Here is a 14,975-nt window from a genome sequence, read left to right on the forward strand (position 1 = left end):
GTCTCAGGACTCGTCAACCACTCACGGGCGCTACGCGCCCAGTGCCTGCGCGACCTCGGCTTCGAGGGTGGCGACGAGGGATTCCTTCGGGGCGTCCCCGCAGACGGTGAGCCAGTTGGCGAGCATGCGGTGACCGCCCTCGGTGAGCACGGACTCCGGGTGGAACTGCACGCCGTGGATGGGGAGTTCCCGGTGCCGCATCGCCATCACGATGCCACTGTCGGTGTGGGCGGTGACCTCGAGTTCGTCGGGGATGGTGTCTTCGAGGACGGTCAGCGAGTGGTAGCGAGTGGCCGTGAACGGGTCGGGCAGACCGGCGAGAACTCCCTCACCGGTGTGGTGCACGACGCTGGTCTTGCCGTGCAGCAGTTCGGGCGCCCGGTCGACGGTGGCGCCGAACGCGGCCCCGATCGCCTGGTGTCCGAGGCACACCCCGAGAAGCGGTGTCTTCGCGGCGGCGCATGCCGTGACCAGGTCCATCGTCGCGCCGGCGCGCTGCGGTGTCCCGGGGCCCGGGCTCAGCAGGATGCCGTCGAAGTCGGCCGCGGCCGCCGCGACCGCGTCGGGCCCGGTGAGGTTCGGATCGTCGTTGCGCCAGACCACGGCCCGTGTTCCCAACTGTCCGAGGTACTGGACCAGGTTGAACACGAAGCTGTCGTAGTTGTCGACGACGAGAATCCTCATGGAAGCAGGGTATTCTGCCCGCTTCGCGCCCTCCACGGCCGGGGACGGTTCAGGCTCAGTGTCCCGCGTAGCCCGGCACGGTCAACTGGCCGGACGAGGCCTCCGAGTAGCCGAGCCCGAACCGCGTCGCGTACTGCTTGAACACCCGGATTCCGGGTTCGTTGGCGAGTGCCGCCTCGAGACGCGCGGGATCACCGATCGCCGACATCACGTACGGCGGGCTGTAGGTGCGACCGTGCAGCAGCAGGGTGTTGCCGATACAGCGGGGCGCCGACGTGTTGACGATCCGCTGGTCCTGCATGCTGATCGCCTCGGCACCGCCCACCCACAGCGCGTTCAGCACGCTCTGGACGTCCTGCTGGTGGACGACGAGATCGTCCGGCGACGCGTCGACGGGGTACTTGCCGTCCGCGTCGCGGGGGGCGTCGGTGAGTGTGACGGTGACTCCGGGCCCGGTCATCGGGGTGAGTCCGGCGTCGGTGGCGAGTGCCTTGGTGTCGGCGAGCGCCTGCGCGACGCCGCTGTCGGAGGCCGCGGCCTCCTGCTGCAGCGATTCGACCTGCGCCGCCAACTGGTCGCGGGTGTCGGCCACCTGATCGGTCTCGGACTGCGCGTTGCGCACGAGGTCGGACAGTCGCGTGGAATCGCCGGCACGGATTTCGTTGCCATGCGACACCTGACGGGTGGTGGCCGCCAGCAGACCGGCCACCAGGCACACCACCAGCACCGCGATCCGCCAGAAGATCGACCTGGTCACCGGTGTTTCCGTCCCCTCGTCCTCGCCGCGCGAATCGCGGCTACGTTAGCGTGTACACACGCAGGTGTTTCCGAATCTACCTGCCCACATTCCCGTAGAGCCGCACGAACGAGGACGTCATGCCGAAGTCGAAGGTCCGAAAGAAGACCGATTACACGATCAATCCTGCGAGCCGCACCCCGGTGAAGGTGAAGGCCGGGCCCTCGAGCACCCTGTACGTCTCGGTGATGCTCGGGTTCATGCTGGTCGGCCTGGTCTGGCTGCTGGTCTACTATCTGGCCGCCGACCAGCTCGAGTGGATGAACAATCTCGGCGCCTACAACTTCCTCATCGGATTCGGCTTCATGGTGGTCGGTCTGGTCATGACGATGCGCTGGCGTTGACCGTCACAATTACACCCATGTCATTCATCCCCAATGTGGACAACCCCTGTGGATAGCCGCAGGTCGAGTAGCCGTGTCTGCTGACGAGGCACCGCTGGAGTGGGCGACGCCCCTCGGCGCGGTGATCGCTCTGGCCGCGGGCGGCGTGGCATTGGGGGTTGCGGGATTCGCGGTGTCGACCGAGCCGGCAGGACGCGTCCTCGTCTGCGTCGCCGCGCTGGGGCTGCTGCTGACCGCTGCGTCGGCGCTGCGACAGCGACCGCGGCTCGCCGTCGACAGGGACGCCGGCGGGATCGTGGTGAACCGGCTGACGGGTCGTCACAGTTATGCCCGCTCGGAGATCGATCGGGCGCGGCTCGTGCGGTATCCGCGGTTGGGTCGCCGGGTTCCGATGCTCGAGATCGACGTCCACACCGCGGACGGCACCGAACGTCTCCTGATCTTCGGCCGCTGGGATCTCGGCACCAATCCGGAGGACGTGTTCGATGCCCTCACGGTGCATCGTCTGGTGGGGCGGGGTCAGTAGCCGATGCTCGCGCGGAGCTGCAGAATGCGCGCCGCGATGACGGCCAGTGGCACCAGCACGACGACGCCGAGGCAGACCCAGCCGATGGTGACGGCCTTCTCCCGGTTGTTTCCGGCGCCCAGTAGCTGCGGTCCGTAGAGGATGCCCGCGGTGGCCGCGGCTCCGGCGACGAGACCGCCGAGATGCCCCCACAGCGAGATGCCGGGGATCGTGATGCTGATGATCACGTTGATCGCGATCACCGAGATGACCGGGGCCGGACTGCGCCGCAGCCGCAGGAGGATGACGGCCTGCGCTCCCATGAGCCCGAAGACCGCGCCGGATGCACCGGCGGTGACCGCTCCCAGCTGGAACAGCATCACCGCGGCGGACCCGCCGAGGATCGACGCGAGATACACGCCGGCGTAGCGAGCGCGCCCGAGAATCAGTTCGGTGTCGCGCCCGATGATCCACAGCGCGAACATGTTGACGGCCAGGTGAATGATGCCGAAGTGGAGGAACCCGCTGCCGATCACGCGGACGATCTGGCCACCCACGACGGCCGGCGGGTACAGCGCCCAGTCCGCGAACAGCGTCGACCCGGCCTGGTTCTGCATGATGCTGCGGGCCTGCGCAGCGGTGATCAGGAAGATGCCGACGTTCGCGGCCATCAGCAGGTACGTCACCAGCGGCACCGCACGTTGCGTGGTCACCGCACCGGCGACGTTCCGCGCGGGACGGACGTCCCGCCGACCGGCGGCGACGCAGTCGACGCACTGGTAGCCGACGGCCGCTTCGCGCAGGCATTCGGGACACGCGGGACGACCGCAGCGATTGCACGACAGCGCGGTCGGACGATCGGGGTGGCGGACGCACCGCGGCTGGGGCGGGGTGCCCTCGTTCGCGGCACCGCCCCAGCCGGGGTTGGTCATGTGCTGCGGTTCCCTACGCGATGGTGACGCTGTTGATCACGACCGGCTCGAGCGGACGGTCCGCGCGATCCGTGGCGGTGGTCGAGATGGCGTCGACAACCTTCTTCGACTCCTCGTCGACGACCTCACCGAAGATGGTGTGGCGACGGTTGAGGTGCGGCGTCGGGCCGGTGGTGATGAAGAACTGCGAACCGTTGGTGCCCGGGCCGGCGTTCGCCATGGCCAGGATGTAGGAGCGGTCGAACTGCAGTTCCGGGTGGAATTCGTCGCCGAACTTGTAGCCCGGGCCGCCGGCGCCGGTGCCCGTGGGGTCGCCGCCCTGGATCATGAATCCGTCGATGACGCGGTGGAAGACGGCGCCGTCGTAGAACGGTCCGGAGTCGGTGCCACCGGCGTTGGCGGTGCTGTAGTCCTTCGAACCGTCGGCCAGGCCGACGAAGTTCTCGACGGTCTTGGGCGCGTGGTTGCCGAACAGCGCGATCTTGATGTCGCCGCGGTTGGTGTGCAGCGTTGCGGTTGCGGTCTGATGAGGTGAAGTCACACCACCATGTTGCCATTGTGCGGTTCCGCGTGGTTCCGCCGCCGTGACTCGAGTACTTCGGATCGGTTCGTGCTCCCGGTTCTTGTGACAAAGTGGGGACATGACACGAGCGACGGAGTCCCTCACGCATCTGCTTCCGATCGACCGCGCCGAGACCCTGCAGGAGCAGGTCTCCGAAAGCGTCGAGACCGCTCTGGCCCACGTCGAGGAGTCCGCCACGCGGGTGAAGGAATCCGAAGCGGTCGATCAGGCCCTGCGCTACGCACGCGCGGCGGCCCTGGCCGCGGCCCGCGGCACCGGGAAGGCCAGTCTGTTCCTCGGCCGTCAGGGCGCGTCCCTCGCCAAAAAGGGTTACGCGCGCGCACGCACCGCCCCCGTGAAGAAGGTCGCCCAGGATGTCGTCCGCCCGCTGACCTCGGCGGTCACACCGGTCGAGGAGAAGAAGTCGCGCAAGGGCCGCCGCATCGCGATCGTCGTCCTCCTCGGTGCCGCCGTCGCCGGCGGTGCGGTGTTCTTCAAGAGCCGCCGCCGTGAGCAGCCGCGCGTCGCGTCCGCTCCCCCGACCCTCCGCGACGTCGAGAGCCCCAACTCGCAGGAGCCCACGCCACCCACGGCGACGAAGCCCCTCGCGTCCAGCTGACTTCTCACTCCCCGGCCGGCACGGCGCGCGCACGCTCGATATCGTGCGGCGTCCAGCCGGGGCTGCAGGATCGCCGTCCTGCTGTCCTGTCTTCGTTTCACGGGTTGTACCAGGGGTATCCCGCAGTCAGATGCGCACCCCGCGCGAGGATCCGTTCCGAGGAGCAGACATGACCGCCCGACGTATCGTCCATCGCATCGCCGTCGTCGCACTTCCGCTCACCGCCACCGCCGCCGTGCTGACCGCAGCACCCGCCGGCGCCGACCCACCCCACCCGTTCGGCGGTCCGGCCCTCACCATCGGATGTCCGAACCAGGGCAGCCTGATGTCGTTGACGGCGCTCACCGGACAGTCCGGCCCGGAGGCGTCACCGCCGATCGCCGACGGCGACATCCGCTTCGAGTCGCACCCCGCCGCGCCACCGATCCCGGCGGCCGCGCAGGTCACGGTGGCCTGGGTCAACACCGACAGTGGGCGTTCCGGCATCGTCAACCTCGGCGGTGTGTACCCCTACCTGTCCGCGACCGTGAACACCGGCGTCGGGAACGTGGTGGCGACGGCGTTCGGTTCGATCAATTTCGGCAGCAGCCCGATCTGCCAGGCGAACCCGGCGATCGGAACGTTCATCGCGTGAGTTCCGCCGCGTTGCAGCCGAACCTGCGCCGATAGTCGGCGGGCGCGACCCCGACCACCCGGTTGAAGTGGTGCCGCAGAAGGGCACCGGACCCGAATCCGCTTCGTCTCGAGATCGCCTCGAGACCGAGGTCGGTGCCCTCGAGTAACTGCTGCGCGTAGAGCACCCGCTGCGTGGTCAACCATTTCACCGGGGTGGTTCCCGTCTCGGCCGCGAACTTGCGCGCGAACGTGCGCGTCGACATCGATGCGCGGGCCGCGAGTTCGTCCACCGTGTGCGGCAGCTCGAGGTTGTCGCTCATCCACGCCATCGTCACGCTCAGGCTGTCCGACGTGCACGCGACCACCGGCTGCTCGATGAACTGCCGCTGTCCCCCGTCACGCTGCGGCGGAACGACCATCCTGCGGGCGATCGTGTTGGCCACCGTGGACCCGAGTTCGCGGCGCACCACGTGCAGGCAGGCGTCGATGCCGGCGGCGGTACCCGCACTGGTCACCAGGGTGCCCTCGTCGACGAACAGGACGTCGGGATCGACCGTCGCCGTCGGGTACCGCGCGGCCAGTTCCTCGACGTACTCCCAGTGCGTGGTGCACTTGCGGCCGTCGAGCAGTCCCGCCTCGCCGAGCAGGAACACCCCTGAGCACAGACTGAGGACGATGGCGCCTGCCTTCGCGGCACCGCGCACGGCGTCGAGTGCCTCCGGCGGGAAGCCGGACGTCGCGCCCGGCGGCGGGACCACGACGAGATCGGCGTCGCGCAGGGCGTCCAGCCCGTGGTCGGCGGACAGGGTCAGCCCCGGGGTGATCGACGCGAGCGGTTCGCCGGGGCGGATCCCGCAGATCCGGAAGTCGAACGGTGGAACGCCGTGTTCGGTGCGGTCGATGCCGAACACCTCGCAGACCACGCCGAACTCGAACATCGAGACGCGGTCGAGGACGAGGGTCGCGACCTTGGAGATCATGCCCCCAGTCTAGGTGGCGATATCTTGTCGGACCATGTCGAAACGGCCAGTCATGCCCCGACCTCGCCGCAGATCGACACGAGCGCATGCGCCAGCGTGGCCTGATGCAACGGGTCGAGGCGCTGCTCGGCCGCCACCGCCACCGCGGCGTCGACGAGCGCGGGCACGCACTCCGGACCGGCGAGCACCGCTTCCTGCTCACGCAGCTGCACCAGAATGTCCGTGTTCTGCCGGTCGATCACCGGGCGGATCTGCGTCAGGTCGGGCCGGACCGTCGGCGCCGACCCGGGCGCGACCGTCCACCAGGCGAAGAGCGCGCGCTGCACGTCCTTGTTGGCCTCGATCTGGTCGCGGAAGATCTGCTGCACCCGCGCGGTGCTCAGCCCCTCCTCGGCCGCCTGCGCCGACACCGCGCCCAGCACCTGCGCCTCACGTGCCGGATCGTCGATCGGCGACAGTGTGCCCCATTTTGCCGACGCGACCGCGTCGGCCGTGGCGAGGCGCAGAGAGACCGCCTCGACTATCGGTTGCAGCGGGCGGGTCTGCGCGCTCACGGGCGCGGCCACACCTACCGTCACCATTCCCAGCATCACCGCGACGACGGCCGCTCGGCGGACGGGTGCGGGCCGGACCGTGGTCATGGTGCGAGTGTAGGGCCGGTCAGTCGTCCAGCCCGGCGACTCCGCGTTTCCAGTATCCGGTGAACAGCGAATCCATCCGGTCGCGGCTCCACGCGCGCAGCGGCTTGATGTCACTCGCCTCACCGGCCGCGAACAGGAACGTGCGGCCCTCGCGCAGTGCGAGCGATTGCACCGTCGACGCCAGGGAGGACTCGCTGCCGTCGCGAACGAGCCACGTCACCTTCACATTGTCGCGTTCGGCCAGCGGGTAGCCGTGTTCGACGGCGTCGTCGGTCTCGACCACGACGTGCGCCGAGACGTCGGCCGGGGATTCGTCGAGCCAGCGTGCGACCGCCGGCAGCGCGGTGGAATCGACCGCGAAGACGTAGTGGTCGAAGTTGTGCGCGAACGCCTTCGCGCCGGGCGGTCCGGCGATGGTCACGTCTTCGCCGATCGCGACCGTCGTCGCCCAGGACGACGCGAGCCCGCCTTCGTGCAGCACGAAGTCCAGGTCGAGTTCACGGGCGTCCGCGTCGTAGCGCCGGATGGTGTACTTCCGCGTGGTCGGGAGCGGTCGCGGCCAGTCGAGCATCATCTCGTCGTTCACCACCGGGACGCGCCGGGTGCCGTCCGGGTCGGGGAACACGATCTTGACGTGATCGTCGGCCTGATAGGTGTGGAAGCCGTCGAGGCCCGCGCCGCCGATCGTCAGACGCAGCATGCGGGGTGTGACGTACTCGCGTGCACGGACCGTTACCGTGCGGACGCCGATCGGGTAGCCGATTCGTGCGAGTCCCTTCCCCATCCGGTGGTGGGATGCGACACGGCTGCGCGGGTCGACGCGGTCACGGGCTCCGGGATCGAGTGCGGTCATGAAGTGAGGGTATCCTCACTCGATTGTGGTCCGCACAGCAGTGTGCCCCGAATTCATCAGAATCCGGGGCACACCGCCTTGTATTCGTACTTGTGGAGCCTAGGAGATTCGAACTCCTGACATCTGCCTTGCAAAGGCAGCGCTCTACCAACTGAGCTAAGGCCCCGTTACCTCGTGCCACACCTCGTTGCCACGCAGCAACTTGGTCAGTCCGACTGCCACCAGCACTCCGGCTCCTACAAACAGGAGGACCTTCATGCGAATGACCTTTCACCGGCACAGGAGTGGGCCTAGGAGGACTTGAACCTCCGACCTCTTCGTTATCAGCGAAGCGCTCTAACCGCCTGAGCTATAGGCCCCTGAAGTCTGGAAACTCGCCTTACACAGTTCCCTGAACCGAGTCGGAAGATTACCCCACCGGACCGGCAAGTACCAAAACCGGTCCGGCGAGACACTCTTTTCCCAGCTCAGCCGTCGTGCTTTTCTGCGCTCAGTCCCGGTCCGCGAGCGTCACTTCGACGCCGCCGACGAGGTCGGAACACAGGTTGTAGATGAACGCGCCGATGGTCGCGAGCGCGGTGAACAACACCATGTTCGCGAGACCGATGACGGCGGCGTAGCCGAAGACCTGCCCGGCCGTCACGAGGCCGTCAGAGCTCGACTCCGCGACGATATCGGTGAACGCGTTGTTCAGCCGGTCCCACACGCCCATCCCGTCCAGGACGACGTACAGCAGGCCGACGGCCACCATCCACACGAAGAACAGCGACACCGAGATGACGGACGAGATCTTCAGCGTCGACCACGGATCGATCTTGCGGACCTGCACGGTCGCGCGCAGAGCCTCGCCCTCCTCGACCCTCTGTGGGGCCACGGCGACCTTCGGCTGCTGACCGGTCGCCGCCGCACCGGGCAACGGGTGCTTGGCCTCGGAGAGGTCCGGCATGTCCTTGGGGAGCACGTCCCGGCTGATGTGCCGGGTGGGCCCGTCGATCGCGGACGCCTTCACCTTGGCCGCCTCCCGCTGCGACACGGCACCGGCCGCAGCGGCGCCGGACACCGCACCGACCGCGGCCGTGGCGGCCGTAGAGGACGTCCGGGCCTGCGACTCCTGCTTGGGGCCGGGCTGCCCCTTCGCCGGCGGGTTCGGTGCGGGCGACTTCTGCGTGGGCATCGACTGGGTGGGTGCACCCGGGTTCTGCGCGCCCTGCGGCCGCTGACCCTGGGTGCCCTGAGCCGGTGTCTTCTGCGTCGGCGCGGTCTGCGGCTTCTGGACGTCCTGACCGCCGGCAGCCTGCGCTGCGGCAGCACCGGCGGCACCCGCCGCAGCGGCTGTGCCCGCGCCGGACACCGGGTTCTGACCTTCCGGTCGCCCGGACTGCTTGGCCCCGCCCTGTACGGGCCGCTTCAGGTTGGTCTGCGGCTCACGCTGCATTCCCCGCTGCCACGGCGGAGCCTGGTTTCCGCGAACGGACTGCGCGCCGTCGGCGGGAGCGCCACCCGCGGGAGCCCGGTTACCGGGAGCCTGCTGCGGGGGCGGCACCGGCCGACCCTGCGGGGTCTGCGTGCGCGGACCCTGATGCTGGGGCGTCGACGGAGACCGGGCCGGGTCGGCCGGCGCCTGCCGATCCGGTCTCGCGTCGGGAGCACTGCCCGGCCGGGCAGCCGGCCCTGCCTGAGCGGGACCACGACCGGCGGACGCCTGAGGCCCCTGCGGCGCGGAACCCTGCTGCGGGTTCGGTCGCGCAGACCCGTTCTCGGGGGTGCGGGAGGCCTGCTTGTCGGGCGTCGAACCGGCGGAACCCGGATTCGGCCGGTCACTGCCTGGCTGGTTGGGAGTGCTCACTAGGACTCCTTAGCTCCTTTGCCGCTGCTCTCGGCGTTGTCGTCGGTCTCGTCCGGTTCGTCGGCGTTGCGTGCGATCGCGAGCAGGTTGTCGCCTTCCCCGAGGTTCATCAAACGAACTCCCTTGGTCTGACGACCGGCCTTGCGGACCTGCTTGGCAGCGGTGCGGATGACGCCGCCGCCCGACGTGATCGCGTAGAGCTCGTCGTCGTCGTTCACGATGAGCGCTCCGACCAGGGTGCCACGTTTCTTGTCGTATTGAATCGTGAGCACACCCTTTCCGCCGCGTCCCTGAACCGGGTAGTCCTCCATGCCGGTGCGCTTCGAGTAGCCACCCGAGGTCGCCACCAGCAGGTAGGTCCCTTCGCGCACCACGTTCAGCGACAGCAGTTCGTCGTCGCCGTTGAATCGCATGCCCTGGACGCCGGACGTGGCGCGGCCCATCGGACGCAGCGCCTCGTCGGTGGCGGAGAAGCGGATCGACTGTCCCTGCGCGGAGACGAGCAGCAGGTCGTCGTCGGAGGAGCAGAGCACCGCGCCCACCAGTTCGTCCTCGCCGCGCAGGTTGATCGCGACGATGCCGCCGCTGCGGTTCGAGTCGAAGTCGGTGAGCTTCGACTTCTTCACCAGGCCGTTGCGGGTGGCGAGCACCAGGTAGGGCGCGTCCTCGTATGTCTTGATCTGGATGACGCCCTGGATGCGCTCGTCGGGCTGGAACGCGAGCAGGTTGGCCACGTGCTGTCCGCGGGCCGTGCGGCTCGCCTCCGGCAGCTCGTACGCCTTGGCCCGGTACACCCGGCCCTTCGTCGTGAAGAACAGCAGCCAGTCGTGCGTGGAGCTGACGAAGAAGTGCGACACGATGTCGTCCTGCTTCAGCCCGGCGCCCTGCACACCCTTGCCGCCGCGCTTCTGCGAGCGGTACAGGTCGGTCTTGGTGCGCTTCGCGTAGCCCGTCTCGGTGATCGTGACGACGACGTCCTCGCGGGCGATCAGATCCTCGTCGGCCACGTCGCCGTCGGCCGCGATGATGCGGGTGCGGCGGTCGTCGCCGTGCTTGTCGACGATCTCCTTCAGCTCGTCGCGGACGATCTGACGCTGACGCTCCGGCTTCTCGAGGATGTCCTTGAGGTCGGCGATCTCGCGCTCGATCTCGGCGAGTTCGTCGATGATCTTCTGACGCTCGAGGGCGGCGAGGCGACGCAGCTGCATCGCCAGGATCGCGTCGGCCTGGATCTCGTCGACCGTGAGGAGTTCGATCAGGCCGGCGCGGGCGATGTCGACGGTCTGCGATGCCCGGATCAGGGCGATGACCTCGTCGAGGGCGTCGAGGGCCTTGACCAGTCCGCGCAGGATGTGAGCGCGTTCCTCGGCCTTGCGGAGCAGGTACTCGGTGCGCCTGCGGATGACCTCGACCTGGTGGGCGACGTACAGCCGGATCATCTGGTCGAGACGCAGGGTGCGCGGCACGCCGTCGACGATGGACAGCATGTTGCAGCCGAAGCTGGTCTGCAGCTGCGTGTGCTTGTACAGGTTGTTGAGCACGACCTTCGCGACCGCGTCACGCTTGACGGTGACGACGATCCGCATACCCGCACGGTCGGAGGACTCGTCGTGGATGTCGGAAATGCCGGCGATCTTCGCGTCGCGCACCTGCTCGGCGATCGACGTGATCAGGTTGTCGGGGTTCACCTGGTACGGCAGTTCGGTGATGACGATCGTGGTGCGCCCCTTGGCGTCCTCCTCGATCTCGACGACACCGCGCATGCGGACCGAACCGCGACCGGTGGTGTAGGCGTCGTGGATGCCCTGGCCGCCGACGATCAGGCCGTGCGTCGGGAAGTCGGGTCCCTTCACGCGTTCCATGACCGCCGCGAGAGTGGACTCCTCGTCGGCCTCCCAGTTGTCGAGGGCCCAGTAGATGGCCTCGGCGACCTCACCCAGGTTGTGCGGCGGGATGTTGGTGGCCATACCGACGGCGATGCCGCCGGAACCATTGATCAACAGGTTGGGGATACGGCTGGGGAGAACTGACGGTTCCTGTGTACGACCGTCGTAGTTCGGGGTGAAATCGACCGTCTCGTGGTCGATCTCCCGCAGCATCTCCATGGCCAGCGGAGTGAGCCGGCACTCGGTGTAACGCATGGCGGCGGCGCCGTCGTTGCCGCGGGAACCGAAGTTGCCCTGGCCGTCGACGAGCGGGTACCGCAGCGACCACGGCTGGGCCATGCGGACGAGGGTGTCGTAGATCGAGGAGTCACCGTGGGGGTGGTAGTTACCCATCGTCTCGGCGACCGGTCGCGCAGACTTCACATAACCGCGATCAGGCCGGTACCCGTTGTCGTACATCGCGTACAGAACGCGGCGGTGCACCGGCTTCAGGCCGTCCCGCACGTCGGGCAGCGCACGACCCACGATCACGCTCATCGCGTAATCGATGTAGCTGCTCTGCATCTCCTGCTGAATGTCGACGGGCTCGATGCGGTCGTGCCCCGGTCCCTCCGGCGGCAACGTTGTGTCAGTCATGAGCTCCTTCTTCTACTCGGCTTGACGTCTCCTCGCGGACGAGCGGTCCTGCACGACGTCGCGCAACCACCCGAGTCTATAGGTGCAGGTCAGCTGTGAGGCGGAAGGACTCGGGTGCGCCGGGGAATCGGTGCCGCAGGAGTTGTCCGATTACTGGAGTTCGAGCTCTCTGCCCCGTGATTCGGCGGCGAGCGATTCGGCGGCGAGCATGTCGGCCTCGAGTTCGAGCTCGGCGGCGACCCGGTCGGGCGCCATCAACAGCGCCGTGATCGGGATGGTCACCACGAGCATGCCCAGCACGAAGACGGGGAACAGGATCGAGAACACCTCGAGCCCGTCCGGGCGCGCCATGGTCGGGTCGACGGTGACGCTCAGCCCGAACACCCCGGTGTAGTGCATGGCGACCAGTCCCACCGCCACGACCACCGACGCGATCAGTCGCAGCGTGCGGGACTCGAGAGCCGAGATCGACCACATGATTCCGGCGCCGACCAGCAGCCCGATCACTGCCGCAGCGGCGGTGAACAGGGGGTCGAAGCCCACGGACCCTTGAATCTCGAGGGAGGAGACGATCGCGAGGTGCATGCCGGCGAAACCGACGCCGAGGAGCACCGCGCCGCCGGCGAGGCGGCCCATCTCCACCGTCGAGCTGGGCATCCGGTGTTTGGTCGGCGGCGGGCTGATGATCAGCAACGCCACGGCGGCGGCCGCGACGGGCACCACGAACGAGATCACGATCCACAGGACGTCGTAGCGCACCACGCTGCCGTAGACCTCGAACCCGACCATCGCGATGTAGTGCGGCAGCCAGGCGCCGATACCGCCGATCGACAGTGCGCCCCATGCCAGCCAGAGATACCGCTGCCGCGGGTTCGGGGCGGTCACCGCCTTGCGGGCGCTGGCGATACCGACGAAGACGCCGATGAACGCCGTGACCGCGGCGAGGGCGACGATCCAGGTGCCCATGGAGAAGTGCTGCAAGTCGTCCGACATGTTCGAATCCTCAGTACGCGGCCGTGTGGAGCTTGGTCAGTGCGTATTCGGTGATCGCCACCAGAGCGCGTTTCGCCGATTCCCGGTCGCGGGCGTCGATCGGGATGATCGGCACGTCCTCGGAGATCGCGAGGGCCGCGCGGATGTCCTCGACGGGGTACCGCGGGGCGTCGTCGAACTCGTTGATCGCGACGAGGAACGGCAGCTGCCGAGCCTCGAAGAAGTCGACCGCCGCGAAACTCTCGTCCAGCCGGCGGGTGTCGATCAGGACGATCGCCCCGATGGCGCCGCGGATCAGGTCGTCCCACATGAACCAGAACCGGTGCTGACCGGGTGTGCCGAAGAGATACAGCACCAGGTCGTCGGCCAGGCTGATGCGCCCGAAGTCCATCGCGACGGTGGTCGTGCCCTTCTGCGGGGTGGCAGCCAGGTTGTCGACGCCGTCGCTGGCGTTGGTCACGAGCGCCTCGGTGCGGAGCGGGACGATCTCGGAGACAGCGCCCACCAGCGTGGTCTTGCCGACGCCGAACCCGCCGGCGATCACGATCTTGGTCGAGGTAACCCGATTGCGGGGATCAGATTTCGCGAAGTCCACTGAGGACCCTTTCGATGAGTTCACGACGTTCGGAGTCGGTCGAGTCTTCCTTCAGGGTGGCCAGGATCTGGAGATGCCCGGACTCGACGAGGTCGGCGACCAGGACGCGTGCCACTCCGAGAGGCACACCCACACGGGCGGCGATCTCGGCGACCGAAGGCGACTGCTGACACAACGCGACGATCGCGGCGTTGACGTCGTCGAGTTCCCATTGCCGGTCCACCGACTGCGGGAGTGCCTGAATCAACGCTTCGAGCGCGAGCTCGACCGCGGGCCGGGTGCGGCCCGACGTGAGCGAGTACGGGCGCACGATGTTCGGGCCCGACTGCTCCGAGTGGTGGTCGTCCATGGGCATGTTCCGGTCAGAGACCCTGTGGGGTGCGGGCCGTGGCCTGCACCGATGCGCCGACACGGTCGACCAGGATCGCCATCTCGTAGCCGACCTGCCCGATGTCGCACTCGGCGTCCGTGAGGGTGGCGAGGTGTGAGCCGTCGCCGACGCTCATGAGCAGCAGGTAACCGTGCTGCATCTCGACCACCGACTGCAGAACTCCGCCGCCTTCGAACAACCGGGACACGCCGGCCGAGAGGCTGGCGAGCCCGGAGGTGACGGCGGCGAGCTGCTCGGCCCGGTCGATCGGCAGGTGGGCGCTGGCCGCCATCAGGAGTCCGTCCGCGGACACCAGCACGGCGTGCGAGACACCGGGTACGTCACTGGCGAAGTTCGACACCAACCAGTCGAGAGGGCGCGTGACGTCGGATCCATGAGCGGTGTTCATCGGTCTCCTTCAATGCTGTTACGTTCCGCGAGCCTCGTGGCCCTGCCGTTTCGGACGCCCTGCTGGTGACGACTGAGGTTGGCGCGAATTGTCTCAGGGTCACGCACACGTCGCAGTGTCCCCGTATTGTGCGCGCCTTCCACGGTGCCGGGAACCAGTCGATCGCCGGGACGCCGCTTCGGCAGACCGATCTCCGGATCGACCTCGACGGGCGTCTCGCTGATCCGTTCGGCGGCGGACCATCCGGCGTCAGCGGCGGAGTGCCACACGCCGGGTGCTCCTTCGGCGCCGGTCGGATCGGTCAGCCAGTCGGACACCATGTCGGAGAAGATCGGGGTGCCGCCGCCGGGGCGTGGTGCCGCCTCGGCCGGTGGCGGATCGATCCGCGACTGGAAGAACGACGCGGTCTTCACCGAGTTGGAGCGGTAGCGGTGCCGCACCGGTGCCTGGTCGTCGCCGTTCGACGACGGGGGCGCCGGCTGCTCCGCGGTCCGTGCCTCGGCGCGGTTCTCGCTGCGCGGTGCCTGCGGTGCGTGCTGCGGCTGCGATTGCGCCGGTGCGCTGTCCGGGGTCGCCGCCTGCGGCCGCCGCACGGGCAGCTTCGGCATCGCTCCGGACCCCCGGACGTTGACCGTGTCCTGGGACTGCGCGGCCGGGGTGCCCGAGGCCGATCCTGCGCCGGCCGCGATGCCGCTGGCACCGGGCTGAC

At 68.3% G+C, this 14,975-nt stretch carries 17 protein-coding genes, 2 tRNA genes and 1 pseudogene; 4 read left to right on the top strand and 16 right to left on the bottom strand.

All coding sequences use genetic code 11. The annotated features are described in order from the left end of the window. Positions 1-30: 30 nt before the first annotated feature. Both RJ1_RS29360 and RJ1_RS29365 read right to left on the bottom strand, forming a co-directional pair. Positions 31-684, bottom strand: coding sequence for an aminodeoxychorismate/anthranilate synthase component II (locus RJ1_RS29360; RefSeq protein WP_073366028.1), 654 nt, complete (start codon positions 682-684; stop codon positions 31-33). A gap of 55 nt (positions 685-739) precedes the next feature. Then, a complete protein-coding gene (locus RJ1_RS29365) occupies positions 740-1,441 on the bottom strand; it encodes a DUF881 domain-containing protein (RefSeq protein WP_073366029.1) in 702 nt (233 codons plus the stop codon). A 119-nt stretch (positions 1,442-1,560) separates the two neighbouring features. Here RJ1_RS29365 and crgA point away from each other — a divergent pair, with 119 nt between their 5' ends. Continuing rightward, complete coding sequence (crgA, locus tag RJ1_RS29370; protein WP_073366030.1) at positions 1,561-1,824, top strand: cell division protein CrgA; 264 nt, start codon at positions 1,561-1,563, stop codon at positions 1,822-1,824. Between the two features lie 73 nt (positions 1,825-1,897). Further along, positions 1,898-2,350: a PH domain-containing protein gene (locus RJ1_RS29375; protein WP_174695035.1), complete on the top strand. Its 453-nt coding sequence runs from the start codon at positions 1,898-1,900 to the stop codon at positions 2,348-2,350. Here RJ1_RS29375 and RJ1_RS29380 read toward each other — a convergent pair. Both RJ1_RS29380 and RJ1_RS29385 read right to left on the bottom strand, forming a co-directional pair. After that, a complete protein-coding gene (locus tag RJ1_RS29380) occupies positions 2,344-3,261 on the bottom strand; it encodes a rhomboid family intramembrane serine protease (protein WP_073366032.1) in 918 nt (305 codons plus the stop codon). The genes RJ1_RS29375 and RJ1_RS29380 overlap by 7 nt on opposite strands. A gap of 13 nt (positions 3,262-3,274) precedes the next feature. Then, on the bottom strand, positions 3,275-3,802 hold the full coding sequence (locus tag RJ1_RS29385; protein WP_073366033.1) for a peptidylprolyl isomerase: 528 nt from the start codon (positions 3,800-3,802) through the stop codon (positions 3,275-3,277). Positions 3,803-3,902: 100 nt separating this feature from the next. Here RJ1_RS29385 and RJ1_RS29390 point away from each other — a divergent pair, with 100 nt between their 5' ends. Next, positions 3,903-4,442 (top strand): hypothetical protein, encoded by a 540-nt coding sequence (locus RJ1_RS29390; protein WP_073366034.1) that lies wholly within the window; start codon positions 3,903-3,905, stop codon positions 4,440-4,442. 169 nt (positions 4,443-4,611) lie between these two features. Beyond that, a complete protein-coding gene (locus RJ1_RS29395; protein ID WP_073366035.1) occupies positions 4,612-5,076 on the top strand; it encodes a hypothetical protein in 465 nt (154 codons plus the stop codon). On the opposite strand, the gene RJ1_RS29400 is transcribed toward RJ1_RS29395, so the two are convergent. From RJ1_RS29400 to RJ1_RS29455, 12 genes and pseudogenes are all read right to left on the bottom strand, one after another. Further along, the gene (locus RJ1_RS29400; protein WP_073366036.1) at positions 5,066-6,037 is read right to left on the bottom strand and encodes a helix-turn-helix domain-containing protein; all 972 of its coding nucleotides are present in this window, start codon (positions 6,035-6,037) and stop codon (positions 5,066-5,068) included. The genes RJ1_RS29395 and RJ1_RS29400 overlap by 11 nt on opposite strands. Before the next feature lie 50 nt (positions 6,038-6,087). Then, on the bottom strand, positions 6,088-6,678 hold the full coding sequence (locus RJ1_RS29405; protein WP_073366037.1) for a chorismate mutase: 591 nt from the start codon (positions 6,676-6,678) through the stop codon (positions 6,088-6,090). A gap of 19 nt (positions 6,679-6,697) precedes the next feature. After that, positions 6,698-7,531, bottom strand: coding sequence for a siderophore-interacting protein (locus RJ1_RS29410; protein ID WP_073366038.1), 834 nt, complete (start codon positions 7,529-7,531; stop codon positions 6,698-6,700). Positions 7,532-7,624: 93 nt separating this feature from the next. Next, positions 7,625-7,697 (bottom strand) — tRNA-Ala (locus RJ1_RS29415). Positions 7,698-7,816: 119 nt separating this feature from the next. Next, positions 7,817-7,890: transfer RNA gene (locus RJ1_RS29420), tRNA-Ile, on the bottom strand. A 131-nt stretch (positions 7,891-8,021) separates the two neighbouring features. Next, on the bottom strand, positions 8,022-9,377 hold the full coding sequence (locus tag RJ1_RS29425) for a DUF3566 domain-containing protein (RefSeq protein ID WP_073366039.1): 1,356 nt from the start codon (positions 9,375-9,377) through the stop codon (positions 8,022-8,024). Beyond that, positions 9,377-11,899 carry a DNA gyrase subunit A gene (gyrA, locus tag RJ1_RS29430; RefSeq protein WP_073366040.1) on the bottom strand — a complete coding sequence of 841 codons (2,523 nt, stop codon included), beginning with the start codon at positions 11,897-11,899 and terminating at the stop codon, positions 9,377-9,379. Before gyrA ends, RJ1_RS29425 begins: the two co-directional genes overlap by 1 nt. Positions 11,900-12,049: 150 nt before the next feature. Then, on the bottom strand, positions 12,050-12,892 hold the full coding sequence (locus tag RJ1_RS29435; RefSeq protein WP_073366041.1) for an MHYT domain-containing protein: 843 nt from the start codon (positions 12,890-12,892) through the stop codon (positions 12,050-12,052). A 10-nt stretch (positions 12,893-12,902) separates the two neighbouring features. After that, the gene (locus RJ1_RS29440; protein ID WP_073366042.1) at positions 12,903-13,487 is read right to left on the bottom strand and encodes a GTP-binding protein; all 585 of its coding nucleotides are present in this window, start codon (positions 13,485-13,487) and stop codon (positions 12,903-12,905) included. Beyond that, positions 13,468-13,842: a DUF742 domain-containing protein gene (locus RJ1_RS29445; protein WP_073366043.1), complete on the bottom strand. Its 375-nt coding sequence runs from the start codon at positions 13,840-13,842 to the stop codon at positions 13,468-13,470. The genes RJ1_RS29440 and RJ1_RS29445 overlap by 20 nt, the downstream gene beginning before the upstream one ends. Positions 13,843-13,849: 7 nt before the next feature. Further along, positions 13,850-14,266: a roadblock/LC7 domain-containing protein gene (locus RJ1_RS29450; protein WP_005249096.1), complete on the bottom strand. Its 417-nt coding sequence runs from the start codon at positions 14,264-14,266 to the stop codon at positions 13,850-13,852. Next, positions 14,263-14,975, bottom strand: a pseudogene (locus RJ1_RS29455) (ATP-binding protein); the annotation flags it as partial. The pseudogene RJ1_RS29455 and the gene RJ1_RS29450, both read right to left, overlap by 4 nt.

Origin of the sequence: Rhodococcus jostii NBRC 16295, assembly GCF_001894825.1 — a bacterium.
GTDB classification, from domain to species: domain Bacteria; phylum Actinomycetota; class Actinomycetes; order Mycobacteriales; family Mycobacteriaceae; genus Rhodococcus_F; species Rhodococcus_F jostii.